The sequence below is a fragment of the Pseudomonas mandelii genome (assembly GCF_900106065.1).
Lineage (GTDB): Bacteria > Pseudomonadota > Gammaproteobacteria > Pseudomonadales > Pseudomonadaceae > Aquipseudomonas > Aquipseudomonas mandelii.
This window is the reverse complement of record NZ_LT629796.1, coordinates 486,360-505,273: the sequence shown is the minus strand read 5'-3', so window position 1 is coordinate 505,273 and position 18,914 is coordinate 486,360. Positions and strand designations below refer to the sequence as shown.

Sequence of the window (18,914 nt, the reverse complement as noted above, 5' to 3'; positions counted from 1 at the left end):
GGGACGGAAACAGTGGCCGGGTAGAACCCGACGCTCTAAAAACTGGCGCCAGTATCGCGATGGTTTATTACAGAGCGGTGGCAAAGTGATGGCGTCTCGATGACGATACAAAGACCGTATGAACTTTTGATCCAGAACCCTGTCAGGCGGTTTTGACGGATGTGTAATGGCGGGCGATAGGCGATACTCGCCGGGCTGTTACGCGAAGAAGTCGAGAGGGTGTCAATGCCGCTGCAACGTCTGGAAAGCCTGTCCGATATTGGTCCGCGCACGTGGGATGCCCTGGTGCCGGAGAATCAGCCGTTTCTACGCCATGCCTTTCTCAGTGCGCTGGAAGACAGCGGCAGCCTCGGCCCCCATTCCGGCTGGCAGCCCGAGCATCTGTTGCACCTCGAAGAAGGGCGTCTGATCGCCGCGTTACCCAGTTACCGCAAGTGGCATTCCTACGGCGAGTACGTGTTCGATCACGCCTGGGCCGATGCCTGCGAGCGTGCCGGCATCGACTATTACCCGAAGCTGTTGACCGCCGTGCCGTTCAGCCCGGTCAGTGGGCCACGGTTGCTGGCGCGTAATGTCGAGGACGGTTTTGAACTACTGAAGAGCCTGCCGGGCTACCTTGAAATCGAAGAACTCTCCAGCGCCCACATCAACTTCACAGACCCTTTCACCGATGCGGCATTGGCCGAACAACCCGGCTGGTTGCAGCGGATCGGCTGTCAGTACCACTGGCAGAATCGCGGATATCGGGACTTTCAAGACTTCCTCGACGTCCTCAGTTCGCGCAAACGCAAACAGATGCGCAAAGAGCGCGAGCAAGTGGCGGGGCAGGGTATTGAGTTCGAATGGCTGGAAGGCAAGCAACTGGATCAGGCGCAGTGGGATTTTGTCTATGCCTGCTACGCCAATACCTACGCAGTGCGTAGGCAACGGCCCTATTTGACGCGGGAATTTTTCAGTCTGTTGGCCGAGCGCATGCCCGAAGCCATTCGCGTGGTGCTGGCCAAGCAAGGTTCACGACCCGTGGCCATGGCCTTCAGTCTGGTGGGCGGCGACAGTTTTTACGGGCGTTACTGGGGCTGCCTGGCGGAGTTCGACCGCCTGCATTTCGAGACCTGCTTCTACCAGGGCATGGACTACGCGATTGCCAATGGCTTCCAGCGTTTTGACGCCGGCGCCCAGGGCGAACACAAGCTGATTCGCGGGTTCGAACCGGTGATCACCCATTCCTGGCACTATCTGCGTCATCCGGGACTGAAAGCCGCGGTCAAAGACTTCCTTCACCAGGAGCGTCTTGGGGTGTTGGCCTATGCCGAGGAAGCGAGGACCGCGTTGCCTTATCGGCAAGCATGATCCTCGCCCGTGGCCTCAAGTGCCTTCCTTGCCTAGCCAGCGATAGGTCACGCCGCCGATCACCGCGCCCAACAGCGGTGCCACCCAGAACATCCACAATTGCGCGATGGCCCAGCCACCGACCATCAGCGCCGGACCGGTGCTGCGGGCCGGATTGACCGAAGTGTTGGTGACGGGAATCGAGATCAAGTGAATCAGCGTCAAGGCCAGGCCGATGGCAATCGGTGCAAGCCCGGCGGGCGCGCGTTTGTCGGTGGCACCGAGGATGATCAGCACGAACATCGCGGTCATCACCAGTTCACAGACAAAGCCCGCGGCCATCGAGTACTTGCCCGGGGAGTGTTCGCCGTAGCCGTTGGACGCCAGGCCGGCGGAGAGGTCGAAGCCTTCCTTGCCGCTGGCGATGTAGTAGATCAGCGCGGCGGCGATAATGGCGCCAATCACCTGGGCGATGATGTACGCGGGCAATTCCCGCGCCGGGAACCGACCGCCGACGCACAGGCCGACGGAGACGGCAGGGTTGAGGTGGCAACCGGAGATATGGCCGATGGCGAAGGCCATGGTCAACACGGTGAGACCAAACGCGATGGCCACACCCAGTACCCCGATTCCGAGGGGCGAAGAAGCAGCGAGCACCGCACTGCCGCAACCCCCCAATACCAGCCAGAACGTACCTAACAACTCAGTGACAGAACGTTTGAACAGCGACATGAGAGCGTCCTTGATAGGCGACCTATCGAGACTGTATCGCGTGATGCATCCTGCAGACTTACGACAGGCTCATCTCCAGAACCTTGGCTGAGTACAGCAGGGTTTCTGCGGATTTCCAGCGGCCACAAAAAACCGCCAGGGCCTGTGGTTAGCAGGCTGTGGCGGTTTTTTGGTGGATTTAGAGGGCGCTTGTGGCGAGGGAGCTTGCTCCCGCTGGACAGCGAAGCTGTCCCCATGGCAAAAACTCCACAGTGTCAGAAAAACCAGGCCGCCTGAAATTACGACTGCTGCGAAGCCGAGCGGGAGCAAGCTCCCTTGCCACAAAAGCTCACTCCCACAGGTTCGGTGGTGATCTCACGATATCAGTCGATACCGACAAACCCACCCGTCTGGTGCTGCCACAGCCGCGCATACAATCCACCATGCGCCAGCAGTTCGGCGTGGGTGCCGGTTTCGGCGATCTTGCCTTTTTCCAGCACCACCAGCCGGTCCATCCGGGCGATGGTCGAGAGTCGGTGGGCGATGGCGATCACGGTTTTGCCCTGCATCAGGGTTTCCAGGCTTTCCTGGATCGCCGCTTCGACTTCCGAGTCCAGCGCCGAGGTCGCCTCGTCCATGATCAGGATGGGTGCGTCCTTGAGCAGCACACGAGCAATCGCAATCCGCTGACGCTGGCCGCCGGAGAGTTTCACCCCGCGCTCACCCACGTGCGCATCGAAACCGGTACGGCCTTCGGCGTCCGACAGCAACGGTATGAATTCATCGGCGCGCGCCTTGTGCACCGCTTCCCACAGCTCGGCGTCGGTGGCATCGGGTCTGCCGTAAAGCAGGTTGTCGCGAATCGAACGGTGCAGCAACGAGGTGTCCTGGGTGATCATGCCGATGCGCTCGCGCAGGCTTTCCTGGCCGACTTCGGCGATGTTCTGCCCATCGATGAGGATTCGCCCGCCCTGCACGTCATAGAGGCGTAGCAGCAGGTTGACCAGGGTCGATTTGCCGGCGCCGGATGGCCCGATCAAGCCGATTTTCTCACCGGGCTTGATCGTCAGGTTGAGGTCGCCAATGATTCCGCTCTTCTTGCCGTAGTGAAAATCCACGTGCTCGAAACGCACTTCGCCTCGGGGCACGGCCAGCGGTTTGGCCTGATCGCGGTCAGTGATGCTGACCGGTTGGGCGATGGTCCGCAAACCGTCCTGGACCATGCCGATGTTTTCGAAGATGCCGGTGACCACCCACATGATCCAGCCGGACATGTTGACGATACGAATCACCAGGCCAGTCGCCAGGGCAATCGCGCCCACCGAGATCAGCGACTGCGTCCACAGCCACAGGGCCAGGCCGGTGGTGGTGACGATCAGCAGGCCGTTCATGCTGGTGATGGCCACGTCCATGCTGGTGACCACGCGCCCGGCCAGTTGGGCTTTTTCGGTTTGCTCCTTGATGGCTTCCTTGGCGTATTGCTGTTCATGGTTGGTATGGGCGAACAACTTCAAGGTGGTGATGTTGGTGTAGCCGTCGACGATCCGTCCCATGAGTTTGGAGCGCGCATCGGAGGATTGCACTGAGCGGTCCTTGACCCGCGGCACGAAGTAATAAAGCGCGCCGATGAACCCGGCGATCCAGGTCGTCAGCGGGATCATCAGGCGCCAGTCGGCTTCGGCAAACAGCACCAGCGCGCTGATGGCGTAGATCAGCACATGCCACAGGGCATCCACCGCTTGCACGGCGGAATCGCGCAGGGCGTTGCCGGTCTGCATGATGCGCTGGGCGATGCGCCCGGCGAAGTCGTTCTGGAAGAAGTTCAGACTCTGTTTGAGGACATAGCGGTGGTTCTGCCAGAGAATCAGGCTGGTCATGCCAGGGTTCAGCGTCTGGTGCACCAGCAGGTCGTGCAGGCCGAAGAAAATCGGTCGCAGAACCAGGGTCACTACCACCATCCAGGTCAGTTCAAGTGCGTGGTCCTGGAAGAAATCGGGGTTCGGCGTGCCTTGGGCCAGGTCGATGATGCGGCTCAGGTAGTTGAACAGCGCGACTTCGATCAAGGAGGCGAACAGGCCGACAATCAGCAGGGCGGCGAAACTCGGCCAGACCTGCTTCAAGTAATAGGTATAGAAGGGGAGAACCCGATCTGGCGGAGCCGCCGTCGGAGCGTCGCGGAATATGTCGATCAGTTTCTCGAAACGGCGATAAAGCATCAGTTCTCCGCCCGCGCGCGGGCTCTCCTTTAAACGATATGAGCGGCGCCGGATGCCGGCAGCCGCTCAAGCACTCCTGTGCAGATTAGTTGATCACTTTGGCCGACTTGATGAAAACAGAGTCGGCCGGCACATCTTTCATGCCGCCTTTGGTGGTGGTCGGGGAATTGACGATGATGTCCACCACATCCATGCCTTTGACGACTTTTCCGAACACGGCATAGCCATCGCCCTGGTCGAGGAAATCGTTGTCCTTGACGTTGATAAAGAACTGGCTGGTGGCCGAATCCGGGTTCGAGGTGCGGGCCATTGACAGCGTGCCACGCACGTTATGCAGGCCGTTCTTGGACTCGTTCTTGATCGGCGCCTTGGTTTCTTTTTGCTGCATCTGTTGAGTGAAACCACCGCCCTGGACCATGAAGCCAGGAATCACGCGGTGGAAAATCGTGTTGTTGTAAAAGCCGCTGTTGACGTAATCAAGGAAGTTTTTGGTACTGATCGGTGCCTTGACCGGGTCCAGTTCGATTTCGATCTGGCCGTTGGTGGTTTCCAGCAATACGTGCGGCGCCTTGGCGGCGGGCGTTGCGGCCATCAGGTTGGCGGCAAACAGAACGGAGCCGGCGACGAGGGCGATTTTTTTCAGCATGGGTCAGTGATCCTGAGTGAGGGGGTGTCGACTGCGGTGAGAAACTCGAGCAGGGTTTGGTTGAAGCGTTCGGGTTGATCCAGCGGGGTGGCGTGGCGGGAATCGGCGATCACCACCAGCCGCGCATCGGGCAGCAGTTTTACGTAGGTTTCCTTCAGCGAGACCGGCGTGTAATCGCGGTCGGCGGTGACGATCAGGGTTGGACAGGCGACTTTGGAAAGTCGTTCCTGAACACCCCAGCCAACAATGGCATCGAAGCTGGCGAGATAAGCATGTTTGTCGTTTTTTGCCCAGCGCTCGGCCATTTTCTGGCGCAAATCAGCTTGTTCGGGTTTGGGGAACAGCTTGGCACCCAAGGCCTTGCCGATGGCGCCCAGACTGAGGGCACGCATCAGGCTCCAGCGTTTGAACCACTGCCAGTAATCGTCGCGGGTGCGCAGCTTGACCTCCGGCGCACTGTTGACGATGCACAGGCTTTTAAGCATGTGCGACTGATCCACGGCCAGTTGAAAACCGATCATGCCGCCCATGGACAAGCCCACGTAATGCGCGGGGCCGAGGTTCAGGTGTTCCATCAGGGCGACCAGGTCGGCGCTGAACCCGGCAATGCTGTAACGCTCCCGGGGTTTGTCGGAGCGACCGTGACCGCGCACATCCGGAACGATTACACGGTAATGGGCTGACAGCGCCGGGATCTGCTTTTCCCAGTCCAGGGTACTGGAACCCAGCCCGTGGACCAGCAGCAACGGCGTGCCGTGACCGTATTCCTCATAGTGCAGGTTGCAACCTTCATGTTCGAAATAGGCCATGCGGATACTCCGTGTCAGGCTTGTTCAGGGGCGGCGAACGGCGCATCCAGCGGCGCGGTGTCGAAGGTGCGCAGCAGTTCGATCAGGATTTGTGTCGCCGGGCCCAAGGGTTTGTCCTTGTTCGAATACAGATAAAAACTCGGGTTGCGGCTGCCGCCCTGGTCCAACGGTAGCAGCTTGAGCGTGCCTTCCTTGAGTTCGCGTTCGATCATGTGCCGGGGCAGCCAGGCGAAACCCAGGCCACTGCTGACAAACGTCGCCGCGGTGGCCAGGCTGCCGACGGTCCAGCGCTGTTCGGCGCCGAGCCAGCCGACGTCTCGTGGCTGCTGGCGACCGGAGTCGCGGATGACCACTTGCAGCTGGCTTTCAAGGTCCTGGAAATTAAGTTCGCGGTTGAGGCGATGCAAGGCGTGTTCGGGGTGGGCGACCGCGACAAACTCGACGTCGCTCAACTCCGCGCCCAGGTAGCCCGGAATGCTGAAACCACTGATGGCCAGGTCGGCCACGCCTTCGAGCAGTACTTCTTCAACGCCCGACAACACTTCTTCGCGTAGACGCACCCGGCAACCACGGCTCTGCGGCATGAACGCGGTCAACGCGCGGACGAGGCGGGCGCTCGGGTAAGCCGCATCGACCACCAGCCGCACTTCCGCTTCCCAGCCTTGCTCCATGTGGTGGGCCAGGTCTTCCAGCTGACTGGCCTGTTTCACCAGTTGCCGCGAGCGGCGCAACAACACGCCGCCGGCTTCGGTCAGCACCGCTTTGCGGCCGTCGATGCGCAGCAGCGGCACGCCGAGCTGGTCCTGCATACGCGCCACGGTGTAGCTCACCGACGATTGCGAGCGGTGCAGCGCTTCGGCGGCCTGGGCGAAACCGCCGTGGTCGACCACGGCTTGCAATGTTCGCCATTGATCAAGGGTCACGCGGGGCGCTTTCATGAATAGCTCCTCTTGTCCTAAGCTGGCAGTCCTTATTGGAGACTGCTGAATGAAAAAATTCTGTTGTTTGGTGCTGGCGCTGCTGCCGCTGACTGCGTTTGCTTACCCGATTGATGTGGAGAAAAACCTCAACGGCATGAAGATCGACTACAACGCCCACGACACGGATAACGACATCGCATCCATTCAGGTCAACAACTACGGCGATACCGATGCGATCTGCAAGGTGGTTTTCAACAATGGCCCGGAAGCGCCGCGCACCCGCTCTATCGAAGTGGCCGCTGGCAAACACAAAAATGCCACCGCCAAGTTCACCCGCACCATCATCAAGATGCGCATCAACCTGAGCTGCACCCCCAAATGACATAAAACCCTGTAGAGGCGAGGCTTGCCCGCAAAGACGGTGTGCCAGTCGACATGGATGTTGAATGACACCGGCCCCTTCACGGGCACGCCTTGCTCCTGCAGGTGCAGGGCATGATCAGCTTATAAACGAATTTATTGATGGGTTATAGCAGTTATTTGCGCTTTTTCATCGATATGACTCTGTTTAACCTTCACTCCATCGCCTTACAGCATTCTCAGATGGAGCCTACATCCCATGTCACGCGTTCTGATCATCGAAAGCAGCGCCCGTCAGCAAGACTCGGTTTCCCGTCAGTTGACCCAGACGTTTATCAGCCAGTGGAAAGCCGCTCACCCGAACGACCAGATCACCGTGCGTGACCTCGCCGTCAACCCGGTGCCGCACCTGGACATCAATCTGCTGGGCGGCTGGATGAAACCCGCCGAACAGCGCAGCGACATTGAACAGGTCTCCCTGGAACGCTCCAACGAGTTGACCGACGAACTGTTGGCCGCTGACGTACTGGTCATGGCCGCGCCGATGTACAACTTCGCGATCCCCAGCACCCTCAAAGCCTGGCTCGACCATGTGCTGCGTGCCGGCGTGACTTTCAAGTACACCGAGACCGGCCCGCAAGGTTTGCTCAGCGGCAAGCGCGCCTACGTGCTGACCGCTCGCGGCGGGATCTACGCCGGTAGCACCGCCGATCACCAGGAACCGTACCTGCGTCAGGTGATGGGTTTCATCGGGATTCACGACGTGACCTTCATTCACGCCGAAGGCATGAACCTGGGCGGTGACTTCCAGGAGAAAGGCTTGAACCAGGCCAACGCCAAGCTTTCCCAGGTGGCCTGAGGCTTTAATCGCCAGATAATCCCTTGATGTTCAAGTGGCCTGGCGCAACCCCTTCAAGGCTTTACGCGCATCGAACCTCCCTTTGCACTTGTTGCTCCTGAGTGCTGTCGCCCGATTGAACGCTTTAGCGAGATCGGGCTTTTTTTTGCCTGGGATTTTTGGGGTTGAACACGAACCTGGAGCGAAGCTTGCTCGCGAAGACGATGTCAGATCCAACATAGATAGCGGCTGACACAGCATCTTCGCGAGCAAGCTTCGCTCCTACAGGGATCAATGTGTTCTCGTGATCGCCTGCAAAACCCGCTATCGTCGCCGCCATTCGAAACGAGGCGAGCATGGGCTATCTACTTTTTGTCACGCTGATCCAGGCGTTTTCCTTCAGTCTGATCGGCGAGTACCTGGCCGGTCATGTCGACAGTTACTTCGCGGTGCTGGTGCGGGTTTTGTTGGCCGGGCTGGTATTTATCCCGTTGACGCGCTGGCGTTCAGTCGAGCCGGCGTTCATGCGCGGCATGCTGTTGATCGGCGCGCTGCAGTTCGGCGTGACCTACGTCTGCCTGTACCTGAGCTTCCGGGTGCTGACCGTGCCGGAAGTGTTGCTGTTCACCATCCTCACACCGCTGCACGTGACCCTGATCGAAGATGCCTTGAATCGGCGCTTCAATCCGTGGGCGCTGGTGGCCGCACTGGTGGCGGTGCTCGGTGCGGCGGTGATTCGTTACGACCGGATCAACCCGGATTTCTTCATGGGCTTCCTGCTGCTGCAACTGGCCAACTTCACCTACGCCGCCGGGCAAGTGCTTTATAAACATCTGGTGGCGCGCCATCCGAGCGATCTGCCGCATTACCGACGCTTCGGCTACTTTTACCGGCTCTTCGCATTTAAGGGTGTAGAAAAAATCTGACCGGCTGGAAAAGGAGTCGAGGATCTTAGAAAATGTAAGCTCTCACACCAACAAAAACTAAGCCCCCGACGTGAACAATCTTACCTTTTCTAGCCCTGATCTTTCCAGCTTTTGCCAACTGAATAACCTCGGCCTGACTGCCACTGGACAACATCTTTGTGCAGAGCGCGCCGTCATCGAATGTCGTTTAACCAAAGCACCCGAGCCATGCCCCAAGTGCGGGGCTGCTGGTGTTTCACGCGGTACTGTCGATAGGCATCTTGCTCACACACCTTACGGACAACGACCAACCAGATTGCTGCTGCGTATCCGTCGCTGGCGTTGTGCTTGCGGCTGTTTCTGGCATGAAGATACAAACAGTGCAGCACCTCCACGTTCAAAGCTTTCATATGGGGCGATACGCTGGGCATTAGCTGCCATCGTGCTGGATCATCTGTCGGTATCTCGTGTTGCGAGCCAGCTTGATGTTGCATGGCACACCGCTAATAATGCCATTATCAACGAAGGACGGCGCCTGCTTTTTAATGACTCGACACGTTTTGACGGTGTGACCGTGCTGGGCGTGGATGAGCATGTTTGGCGACATACACGCTGTGGTGACAAGTACGTCACCATCGTGGTTGACCTTACGCCCGTGCGTAACAAAAACGGGCCGGCCCGCTTGCTCGATGTGCTGGAAGGCCGCTCCAAACAAGCCTTTAAGCAATGGCTACAGAGTCGCCCCAAATCGTGGCGTGACCAGATCGAAAGCATTGCCATGGACGGTTTTACGGGGTTTAAATCTGCAGCGCAAGAAGCCCTGCCTCAAGCCCAAACCGTGCTGGATCCTTTCCATGTCGTGCGCTGGGCAAGCAACATGCTGGATGAATGCCGCCGGCGTGTGCAACACGACATCCTGGGCCGCAGAGGGCGTAAAAATGACCCGCTCTACAAAAGCCGTCGAACGCTACTGACTCGGATCAGCTACCTGTCTGACGCCAACAAAAAGCAACTGTTCCAGCTGTTTGCAGATGAGCACCACCTCGAAGTGGATTGCACCTGGAGCATGTACCAACGGGTGGTCAGCGCCTACAACGAGCCGGATCGAAAACGTGGTAAAAAACTCATGGAAGAGGTCATAAATATCATTACAGCCAGCGACTTGCCCAAAGCGCTCATCGAGGTGAAAGGCTTGGGGGAAACGCTGAAAAAATACGCTGAGAGCATCCTTGCCTACTTCGACCGGCCAGGAACCAGCAACGGTCCAACAGAAGCTATCAACGGGCGACTTGAGCACTTACGAGGTACCGCCTTGGGCTTTAGAAATTTAACCAATTACATAGCCAGGTGCTTGCTGAAGTCAGGAGGGTTTAGAAATCAGCTACACCCTTAAATGCGAAGAGCCCTTTTACCTGGGCGCGCTGGCGGTGGCATTACCGGCATTCCTGATGTTCGGCAAACAGAATTTCCTGCCGGAGGCGCCGCTGCAATGGGGTGTGCTGGTGTTCCTCGGCCTGGTCTCGACCGCGCTGGGGTTGTACTGGTGGAACAAGGGCGCCTGTATGGTGAACGGTGGAACATTGGCGGTGATGAACAACCTGCATGTGCCGGTGGGGTTGCTGATCAATCTGTTGATCTGGAATCAGCATGAAGAGCTGGGGCGGTTGTTCTTTGGCGGATCGGTGATTTTGATGGCGGTGTGGATCAGTCGGTTGGGTGTACGCAGGCCAGCTATCGCATGATCATTCCCACGCGGAGCGTGGGAATGATCAGTTCGGTGGGCTACATGATGTGTTTTTCGGGCTCGGGAATGTGGCTCGCGCCTAACATGGCCGGGAGCAACCCGCTCCGCAAGTCCCCGCCACTCGGCTGCTGATACAGGCTCAATCCGAACTCCGGCAGCACCGCCAGCAGGTAATCGAAAATATCCCCCTGAATCCGCTCGTAATCCGCCCACGCTGTAGTGCGGGTGAAACAGTAGATTTCCAGCGGAATACCCTGCGCGGTGGTTTGCATCTGGCGGACCATGCAGGTCATGCTCGGCTGAACCTCCGGATGACTCTTCAGATAGGCCAGCGCATAGGCGCGGAATGTCCCGATGTTGGTCATCCGCCGACGGTTGGCCGACATTGCCGCGACGTTGCCCTGCGCCTCGTTCCAGGCCTTGAGCTCCGCCTGTTTGCGGCCGATGTAGTCGGTCAGCAGATGCACCTGGCTCAGCTTCAACTCTTCGTCATCACGGATGAATCGCACGCCGCTGGCATCGATGAACAGGCTGCGCTTGATCCGTCGTCCGCCGGACTGCTGCATGCCGCGCCAGTTCTTGAACGACTCGGACATCAGGCGCCAGGTCGGTATCGAAACGATGGTCTTGTCGAAGTTCTGCACTTTCACCGTGTGCAGCGTGATATCCACCACGTCACCGTCGGCACCGACTTGCGGCATCTCGATCCAGTCGCCGACCCGCAGCATGTCGTTGCTGGTCAGTTGCACGCTGGCGACGAACGACAGCAGCGTGTCCTTGTAGACCAACAGAATCACTGCCGACATGGCACCCAGGCCGGACAGCAGCAACAGGGGCGAACGGTCGATCAGCGTGGCGACGATGATGATCGCGCCAAACACGTACAGGACCATTTTCGTCAGTTGCACGTAGCCTTTGATCGACCGGGTACGGGCATGTTCGGTGCGCGCGTAGATGTCCAGCAGGGCACTGAGCAGGGCGCTGACCGACAGCATCAGGAACAGAATGGTGAACGCCAGCGCGACGTTACCGAGGAATATCAGGCTGGTCTTGCTCAGCCCCGGCACCAGGTGCAGGCCGAACTGGATCACCAGCGACGGCGTCATCTGTGCCAGGCGATGAAAGACCTTGTTATGCCGAAAGTCGTTGACCCAGTGCAAGGCCGGTTGCCGGCCGAGCATTTTGGTCGCATGAATAATGAGGTAGCGCGCCACTCGTCCGAGGACCAGCGCCACCACCAGCAGCAGGATCAGTGCCAGGCTGGAATGCAGGAGCGGGTGCTGATCGAGGGCACCCCAGAGGTCTTGGGCGTTGAGCCAGAGCTGTTTGATATCCATGGGTAAAACCGGTTCTTCTGTAGGACGCGACGGGGCGATTAGAGCATCTAAGACGCTTTGCATGACGTTTTGAGACAAATCAGGCAACAAAAAAGCCACTGTTTACCGCCGTTTGCATAAAGAAACTCGGCCTCGGCGCTCGAAACCGTTACCCTATGCAGCTGTTTTTTTGTATTTCTTCGAGGTAGCACCCGTGTTTTCCCAATTCGCCCTGCACGAACGCCTGCTCAAAGCCGTGGCCGAGCTTAAATTTGTCGAGCCAACGCCTGTGCAAGCAGCGGCTATTCCGCTGGCGCTCCAAGGGCGTGACCTGCGGGTGACAGCGCAAACCGGTAGCGGCAAGACCGCTGCATTCGTTTTGCCGATCCTCAACCGTCTGATCGGCCCGGCCAAAGTCCGCGTCAGCATCAAGACCCTGATTCTGTTGCCGACCCGCGAGCTGGCCCAGCAGACCATCAAGGAAGTCGAGCGCTTTGCGCAGTTCACGTTCATCAAGTCCGGTTTGATCACCGGTGGTGAAGACTTCAAGGTCCAGGCCGCGATGCTGCGCAAAGTGCCGGACATCCTGATCGGTACGCCGGGCCGGATGATCGAGCAACTGAACGCCGGCAACCTCGACTTGAAAGAAGTTGAAGTGCTGGTCCTCGACGAAGCCGACCGCATGCTCGACATGGGTTTTGCCGAAGACGTGCAGCGTCTGGTGGAAGAATGCACCAACCGTCAGCAGACCATGCTGTTCTCGGCCACCACCGGTGGTTCGGGCTTGCGCGAGATGGTCGCCAAAGTCCTGAACAACCCGGAACACTTGCAGCTGAACAACGTCAGCGATCTGAACGCGACCACCCGTCAGCAGATCATCACCGCTGACCACAACCAGCACAAAGAACAGATCGTCAACTGGCTGTTGGCCAACGAGACCTATCAGAAGGCTATCGTGTTCACCAACACCCGGGCCATGGCCGACCGTATCTACGGCCGCCTGGTGGCGCAGGAATACAAAGCGTTCGTGCTGCACGGTGACAAAGACCAGAAAGACCGCAAGCTGGCCATCGACCGCCTGAAGCAGGGCGGCGTGAAAATCCTCGTGGCCACCGACGTCGCCGCTCGCGGTCTCGACGTGGAAGGCCTGGACCTGGTGATCAACTTCGACATGCCGCGCAGCGGCGACGAATACGTTCACCGTATCGGTCGTACCGGCCGCGCCGGCAACGATGGCCTGGCCATCTCGCTGATCTGCCACGGCGACTGGAACCTGATGTCGAGCGTCGAGCGCTACCTCAAGCAGAGCTTCGAGCGCCGCACCATCAAGGAAGTCAAAGGCACCTACGGCGGACCGAAAAAGGTCAAGGCCTCGGGCAAAGCCGTTGGCGTGAAGAAGAAAAAGGTCGACGCCAAGGGCGACAAGAAGAAAACCGGCGCCAAGGCCCCGACCAAGCGCAAAATCGCCAACCGTCCGAAGACCGACGCTTTGTCGCTGGTCAGCAAGGACGGCATGGCGCCGCTCAAGCGCCGCAAGCCGGAAGCACCGGCTGCTGAATAAGGCGTTGTCAGGTCAGTTAGGGTAGGTATGGCGAACACAAAACCTTGTGGCGAGGGAGCTTGCTCCCGCTGAGGCGCGAAGCGGCCCTGAAAAGAAGGGACTGCTGCGCAGTCCAGCGGGAGCAAGCTCCCTCGCCACAGGATCCGTGTTGCTTCTGACTGACTGGTTTTAGCCGTAGCGATCCAATAAAAACCCGGACAAGTGTCCGGGTTTTTTTATCTCCAGCGTTTGTCAGCTCCCCAACAGCCCACTGGTGTCCGCATCAAAGCGTTGTTTGGCTTGATCAGCCTTCGGTTTGAGTAGCGTGAGCAGCTCGGCCTCGCCGTACAACCGTGTGACCGCCAGTTCCTTTGGCGTCGGCTCAATCGGGATCAGCACGTCTTCAGTGTCGGCATGCAGCCAGATCGCCACCAAGTGCAGCGCCGAAACAAACAGCACCCGCAGCTCAACGGTTTTACCCTGCAGTTGCGGCGACTGTTCCGCCAGTTTCAACGCCCCGACCGTCGCAGCGGCGATGGCCCCATGGTTCAGCGAGGCGAACTCGACATGGCCGCGGACGTCGGCCAATTGCGCATCGGCAATCGTCACGCCATTGGAAAACACCAGGTAATGCCAATCGCCGACTTTGGCGTCTTTCAGGCCTTTGCCCTGGCTCACGTCCTCCAGGCTGAGCGAGTAACCACGGTAGGCCTCGCTCAGGCTGATGTTGCCGGGCGTGGCGCTGGCAAACTGGCGATTGACGCCGAAGCCTTGGGTTTGCAGGGCGGCTTGAAGCGCCGGACGCAATGTCTGTACGCCGTTGGAAGGCGCCTTTGGATAAGTCAGTTGCATGATGTCGCCCTCCTAGTTTTTAACGGTGAAGTAAGTGTTGGTCCAGTTGCCGCCGCCGTTGTAAGAACCGGGGAAGGAGTTCAACGCTCGGGTCGAGTAGCCGTAGATCGAGTCTGCGACCAGCACGTAGTTGCCGTTGGTGCCATAGATCGTCAGGAAGTGCGCACCGCCACCGAACCAGGCACAGCGCAAACCGATCGGTCGGCCCATGTTGATCTGATTCTGGATGGCCGACATCTGCAGCGAACCCTGATTCATGCCGTTGAAACTGCGGGTGATTCTCAGGGCTGTATCCAGATAGCCATACACGTTACACGGCCCCGGTTGATTACAGCAGTTGCGGTCCAGCGCAGTGGTGGCCACGCCGCATTGGGTCCAGGACCCGGTGCCGTAATAGTTGCCGACCGAGGCGGAAACCGCCGCCCAGCACCAGTTGGTCTGGGTTTGCTTCTGCATTGTGAAGTTGAGGCTGGCAGCAGCCAGTGCGCTGAGGGGGGCAGCCGATTCGACATCGGACAGTTGCGGGTTGAGCAGATGACCGGTCAGGCACCTTGGCAGGGTTTCGCCGGTGAATGACGTGGCTTCAGTGGTTAACATTTTCAATCCTCCATGAGTGAAAACTAGCGTCCAGCTAGTGGGTATGTAGCGGTGTGGCTGAGCGATCGGCGTATGCGGTTTGCCATGTTGGATGGCCGGCTCCGATCCGGGCTCGGGGTAACCTTAGGCAGATATATGCGTCTGTGCAAATAATTAAATGCACTAGTGCAAATTCCGGATCGAAAGGACGGCGCCTTTGGCAGCGCCGGAAGAAGCGTCATTTTTGCGTAGGAGTGACCGAAGGCTGCAATCCCTGGTTTCAGCTCTCGGCCTTTTTGTCCGCCGTCTTCAGCTCTTTCAGCCGCTGATCAATCAGCTGGCATTTGTCGGGAAGATCCGCGCTGGCGGTGCCCAAATCCATCTTCTGCAGCTCGGCGTTAATTTCTTTGGCCTTGGCCGGGTTCTGCTCGGTGAGTTTGGTCACTTCCTTGGCCAGTTGTTCGCGCTTGGCTGTGGCTTCTTCGGGAGTGCAGGCCCAGGCAGGGAAGGCGCAGGCGAGAGTAGTGACGAGGGTGAGTTTCAGCAGGGTTTTCATTGTGAGCCTCAGTCCGGGTTAAGACGGGTTAACCGGTTGAGGGCCGAAGTACGGCAAAAGTTCAGTGGCGCAGTGGTGGATCGACCGGGATTTCGTGGATGCTTAGCCTTTCTCCCCTTTTTCCTGTGCCCAAGGATCGAACATGCTTCCAAAAGTAGTGTTGATGGTACTTTTCCTGTCGCTATCAGCTTGCGGACCTTCTCGTTCAGCATGGATCGACAGCGCCAACAGCCTGGTCGGGCAGCCGATGCCCGATCTCGAAAACAAACCTTGCGATGCTCGCTGTCAGCTCATGCTGTGGTCCCCAAACAATCACGAACACCGCTATGAACGAGTGGTCGAGGGCGATGGCAATCGTTACTACTTCAACTGGCTATTCGATTGCAGTTACTCGGTGTACACCACGGCCGATGGTGTGATCCGGTCGTGGCGGTTCGAGACATCGCGGCCTGAAAGTTGTTATGTGTTCTAACGCGCACTATCCCCCATGGCAGCAGCTTCCTGAAGCCTTGTCGTCATACCGATCGTGGTGCTGCACCCACTCCATGATTTCCTCTTCATTACGGCCCTTCGGCGTCAGGTCGAGGTAGTTATAGGCCCCTACCAACATGTCTAGGCCACGAGCATAAGTGGAGTAGGTATGAAAAATTTCGCCCGCTTCATTGCGATAAAACACGCTGAGGCCGGGGAGTTCTTCCTCGGCACCGTCGGATTTTTCGTAGTTGTAGGTGGCTCTGCCGGCAGCGACATCTTCGGCCCGGGCAGAGACGCCAAAGTCGTAGTTGAAATCGCAGCCTTCTGACGACACCCAATCAAACTTCCAGCCCATGCGCCGTTTGAAAGCCTGGAATTCGGCGAACGGTGCGTGGGAAACGGCCACCACTGCAACGTCGTGATGAGCCAGATGCTGGTTGGCGCCGTCGATGTGGTCGGACAGGAACGAGCAGCCGGGGCAGCCTTCGTCCCATCCTGCCGCGAACATGAAGTGGTAGATGACCAGTTGGCTACGGCCGCCGAACAGGTCCGCGAGTTTCAGTTCGCCGTTAGGGCCCTGGAAGTGGTAGTCCTTGTCGATTTTCACCCAGGGCAGGGCGCGGCGTTCGGCGCTGAGCTTGTCCCGTTCCTTTGTGAAGGCTTTTTCGTGGGCCAAGTGTTGTTTGCGGGCGGCGAGCCATTCTTCGCGGGACACGACGGGATGATTCTGAACGTTCATCAGGTTTTCTCCTTCGCAAGGCTGGGAGGTGACTTACAGAGGCTAGTCGTTTGACTTGCGTCCAATTCGACATGCCGTCGGTCGGCAGCCGCAAAAAACTCGGCTGAACGGCTGCGCAGCGTGTAGGTCACAACTTAAGAAGGCCCTCTCTCACAGGCTTTGGAGGTTGAATCAGGATGACCACTTACAACTGGGATTTGATTGAACGCTTGCTGCACGAAGTGCAACGCGGTGAGGCCAGTTTCACGCCGCGCCCGTATGCCGAGCAGCATGCGGCGGAGAAAGCGTCGGAAGGCGAACAGACTGAAAATCTGGATCACCTGAAAGCGGTGGCCGGCGAGTATGAAAAATTACTGCTGGAGCGCGGCTATATCGAGTCTCGACCCGAAGAACAGGGCGGCACCGGCTCCAATTACATTTTGACGCCGCGTGGCTCGAGTTTGTTGAGCCTGATCGACAGTAGCATTCCGGGTAATGACCATCCGCGGCAGGTATTGGATGAGCAGGAAGATGCTCTGGATGCGCTGACGTTTGATGAGGTGGCGTCGAAGGCGCAGATTGCCTGAAGACCACCTGAAACCCATGTGGGAGTGAGCCTGCTCGCGATTGCGGAGTGTCAGTCGACATCGTCGTTGTCTGATACTCCATCATCGCGAGCAGGCTCACTCCCACATTTTGACCTGTGTTGGGCTTAGCCTTGTTGCGCGGCTTTCAGGCATTTCAAATCGTTGAAGTCCTTGCGCACCCCTCCAATCTTTTTCAACAGCCGCTGACGTTGAGGCGGCGTACTCTCGGCCATCAAATCCACAAACAATCCTCGTGCTTGCGCTTCAGTGTTGGCATAGGCCTGACGGTACGCTGGCGTCCATAAACTCTCACGATTCACCAGAAGCGTCTCGATTCTCTGTGGGAATTCCGGACTCTGACGCTGCGCAACGGCCGCACTGAATTGCTTCTGCCAATGCGCTCGGTTGGCGATCCATTGCGTGTTCTGGTCACCCAAGGCGTTCGACCATGTCACCACCCGTTGTCTCTGAGTCGGGCTGAGCGGGCCCAGCCAGTCATTCAGGCGTTTTTGCATGCGCTCGCTACGTTCCTTGATCTGCTGATCGAGCGTCGGTTTGACGTAATCGTCTTGGCGCTTGCGCTGATCCTTGGCGAAGGCGTCGTTCATTTCAGCGACTTGCTTGTCATCCAGCCCCTGTAACAATTCGATGGCCGAAGGGGTGATTTCCCGGGCGGTCTGTGCGATGGCGTCCTTGGCTTCCTGAGTGCGGGTTTGCAGCGCGTCGTCGGTGACCTGGTTGGTCTCGACCATCGCCTGCAAGCGGTCCAGCCAGTCAAGGTAGCCCGGCAGTTGCGTGGTGCAGTGCCAGCTCAGGTGTTCCTTGAGGCGCTCGTTGAACCAGCCTTTTTGTTCGCCGTTCATGTCCAGGTAATCGCTGAGCGTCCACGGAATGATCACGTCGAGGTTGCGATAGGCCAGGCCCACGCGGCTACACGCGCCAAGGGCCAGGCTGAGCGTGATGATGAGGGCGAGATACTTTAACCAGCGCGACATGGGCGAATCCTTGCGAAGATCTGGCTTCTTTAATGGATTCTTATGTGAACGCAGAATGGGCCCGGCAGTTCAGCCGATCAATAGAAGGGGCGCTCGGCCTTGAGGGTGACCAACCCGTCGCACTGGCTGTTGTGCCCGGAGTAGGCGGAACAGTCGCTGCCGCTGAGGCTTGAATCGCTGTAGATCAGGTTGAGGTCGACACCCATGAACGGCCGGGAAAGTTGCACCGACCAATCGGTGAAACTGCCGATATAGCCGCCGTCGACCGACGCTGGCGTGTTGAGTTGGTGGGTGGTGTATTTCATGCTGATCCCGATGCCGAACGGCTGATTGCCGCCCAGGTCGGCGAAGACGGTGCTGTTCTGTTTGTCCGGGTCGTTGCTGAAGGCTGCGCCGAAACGGCTGCCGAGAAAGGTCAGGCCACCGAAAAACTCCTGGCTGTCGAGGGTGTCCACTTTCGGGTAGCTGTAATGGATCATGCCGACTTCGTACCCGAGGGTATTATCGAAAGGCTGTTTAAAGCCCAGGTAGGAGTCGACTTCAAGGTTGGCCCCAGGGGATAAACCCATGCTCGGCGCCCATTGCCCCGCGTAAAAGCCACTGTCATGGCTCAGGTCGAGACCACCGTGGAACGAACCGGTGCTGGCGGGCTTGACCAGCCCTTGGGCCATGCTGCGGCTGGGGGTGGTGCCGAGTTTGAGATCGAAATCGCCCAATTCACGCTGGAAGATTTGCGCGTTGGCGACCGAACACGACAGCAGGGTGCCGAGCAATAAATGGGAGGGTTTGAGCATGCGTCACTCCATGACCGCGAGGAGCAGG

General features: G+C 58.4%; 18 protein-coding genes and 3 pseudogenes. 9 read left to right on the top strand and 12 right to left on the bottom strand.

What is annotated here, in order from left to right; all coding sequences use genetic code 11:
- Positions 1-225 precede the first annotated feature (225 nt).
- A complete protein-coding gene (locus tag BLU63_RS02205; protein WP_010462060.1) occupies positions 226-1,350 on the top strand; it encodes a GNAT family N-acetyltransferase in 1,125 nt (374 codons plus the stop codon).
- A gap of 15 nt (positions 1,351-1,365) precedes the next feature.
- Here the strand turns inward: BLU63_RS02205 and aqpZ are convergent, their stop codons facing one another.
- The 5 genes and pseudogenes from aqpZ to BLU63_RS02180 form a co-directional block, all read right to left on the bottom strand.
- On the bottom strand, positions 1,366-2,061 hold the full coding sequence (gene aqpZ / locus BLU63_RS02200; RefSeq protein ID WP_010462058.1) for an aquaporin Z: 696 nt from the start codon (positions 2,059-2,061) through the stop codon (positions 1,366-1,368).
- Between the two features lie 362 nt (positions 2,062-2,423).
- Positions 2,424-4,256: an ABC transporter ATP-binding protein gene (locus BLU63_RS02195; protein WP_010462056.1), complete on the bottom strand. Its 1,833-nt coding sequence runs from the start codon at positions 4,254-4,256 to the stop codon at positions 2,424-2,426.
- Positions 4,257-4,341: 85 nt separating this feature from the next.
- Positions 4,342-4,902, bottom strand: a complete 561-nt coding sequence (locus BLU63_RS02190; RefSeq protein WP_010462054.1) for a peptidylprolyl isomerase A — start codon at positions 4,900-4,902, stop codon at positions 4,342-4,344.
- 3 nt (positions 4,903-4,905) lie between these two features.
- Positions 4,906-5,711, bottom strand: a pseudogene (locus BLU63_RS02185) (alpha/beta fold hydrolase).
- A 14-nt stretch (positions 5,712-5,725) separates the two neighbouring features.
- A complete protein-coding gene (locus BLU63_RS02180) occupies positions 5,726-6,649 on the bottom strand; it encodes a LysR family transcriptional regulator (protein WP_010462050.1) in 924 nt (307 codons plus the stop codon).
- Positions 6,650-6,698: 49 nt separating this feature from the next.
- On the opposite strand from BLU63_RS02180, the gene BLU63_RS02175 reads away from it, so the two are divergent.
- The 5 genes and pseudogenes from BLU63_RS02175 to BLU63_RS02150 all read left to right on the top strand — a co-directional run.
- Positions 6,699-7,013, top strand: coding sequence for a hypothetical protein (locus BLU63_RS02175; RefSeq protein ID WP_010462048.1), 315 nt, complete (start codon positions 6,699-6,701; stop codon positions 7,011-7,013).
- Positions 7,014-7,250: 237 nt separating this feature from the next.
- On the top strand, positions 7,251-7,850 hold the full coding sequence (locus tag BLU63_RS02170) for an FMN-dependent NADH-azoreductase (RefSeq protein ID WP_010462046.1): 600 nt from the start codon (positions 7,251-7,253) through the stop codon (positions 7,848-7,850).
- A gap of 335 nt (positions 7,851-8,185) precedes the next feature.
- Positions 8,186-8,719, top strand: a pseudogene (locus BLU63_RS02160) (EamA family transporter); the annotation flags it as partial.
- Positions 8,720-8,825: 106 nt separating this feature from the next.
- Entirely contained in the window at positions 8,826-10,127 is a 1,302-nt protein-coding gene (locus tag BLU63_RS02155) for an ISL3-like element IS1411 family transposase (RefSeq protein ID WP_011920678.1), read from the top strand.
- Positions 10,128-10,140: 13 nt separating this feature from the next.
- Positions 10,141-10,476, top strand: a pseudogene (locus BLU63_RS02150) (hypothetical protein); the annotation flags it as partial.
- 40 nt (positions 10,477-10,516) lie between these two features.
- Here the strand turns inward: BLU63_RS02150 and BLU63_RS02145 are convergent.
- Positions 10,517-11,815 (bottom strand): mechanosensitive ion channel family protein, encoded by a 1,299-nt coding sequence (locus BLU63_RS02145; protein ID WP_010462041.1) that lies wholly within the window; start codon positions 11,813-11,815, stop codon positions 10,517-10,519.
- Between the two features lie 193 nt (positions 11,816-12,008).
- Between BLU63_RS02145 and BLU63_RS02140 the strand changes: the two genes are divergently transcribed.
- Complete coding sequence (locus tag BLU63_RS02140; RefSeq protein WP_008153197.1) at positions 12,009-13,355, top strand: DEAD/DEAH box helicase; 1,347 nt, start codon at positions 12,009-12,011, stop codon at positions 13,353-13,355.
- Between the two features lie 231 nt (positions 13,356-13,586).
- Here BLU63_RS02140 and BLU63_RS02135 read toward each other — a convergent pair whose 3' ends face one another.
- The 3 genes from BLU63_RS02135 to BLU63_RS02125 all read right to left on the bottom strand — a co-directional run bounded on the left by BLU63_RS02135 (position 13,587) and on the right by BLU63_RS02125 (position 15,318).
- A complete protein-coding gene (locus tag BLU63_RS02135) occupies positions 13,587-14,186 on the bottom strand; it encodes a hypothetical protein (RefSeq protein WP_010462039.1) in 600 nt (199 codons plus the stop codon).
- 12 nt (positions 14,187-14,198) lie between these two features.
- Positions 14,199-14,783: a papain-like cysteine protease family protein gene (locus tag BLU63_RS02130; RefSeq protein ID WP_010462038.1), complete on the bottom strand. Its 585-nt coding sequence runs from the start codon at positions 14,781-14,783 to the stop codon at positions 14,199-14,201.
- A gap of 259 nt (positions 14,784-15,042) precedes the next feature.
- The gene (locus BLU63_RS02125; protein WP_083374779.1) at positions 15,043-15,318 is read right to left on the bottom strand and encodes a hypothetical protein; all 276 of its coding nucleotides are present in this window, start codon (positions 15,316-15,318) and stop codon (positions 15,043-15,045) included.
- A gap of 142 nt (positions 15,319-15,460) precedes the next feature.
- On the opposite strand from BLU63_RS02125, the gene BLU63_RS02120 reads away from it, so the two are divergent.
- Positions 15,461-15,790: a hypothetical protein gene (locus BLU63_RS02120; protein WP_077749142.1), complete on the top strand. Its 330-nt coding sequence runs from the start codon at positions 15,461-15,463 to the stop codon at positions 15,788-15,790.
- Positions 15,791-15,796: 6 nt separating this feature from the next.
- Here the strand turns inward: BLU63_RS02120 and BLU63_RS02115 are convergent, their stop codons facing one another.
- Entirely contained in the window at positions 15,797-16,531 is a 735-nt protein-coding gene (locus BLU63_RS02115) for a DUF899 domain-containing protein (RefSeq protein WP_083374778.1), read from the bottom strand.
- Between the two features lie 176 nt (positions 16,532-16,707).
- On the opposite strand from BLU63_RS02115, the gene BLU63_RS02110 reads away from it, so the two are divergent.
- The gene (locus BLU63_RS02110; RefSeq protein WP_077749140.1) at positions 16,708-17,097 is read left to right on the top strand and encodes a transcriptional regulator; all 390 of its coding nucleotides are present in this window, start codon (positions 16,708-16,710) and stop codon (positions 17,095-17,097) included.
- Between the two features lie 125 nt (positions 17,098-17,222).
- Here the strand turns inward: BLU63_RS02110 and BLU63_RS02105 are convergent, their stop codons facing one another.
- Positions 17,223-18,092, bottom strand: a complete 870-nt coding sequence (locus BLU63_RS02105) for a DUF6279 family lipoprotein (protein WP_010462030.1) — start codon at positions 18,090-18,092, stop codon at positions 17,223-17,225.
- 77 nt (positions 18,093-18,169) lie between these two features.
- Positions 18,170-18,886, bottom strand: coding sequence for a TorF family putative porin (locus BLU63_RS02100; protein WP_010462029.1), 717 nt, complete (start codon positions 18,884-18,886; stop codon positions 18,170-18,172).
- Positions 18,887-18,914: the final 28 nt, after the last annotated feature.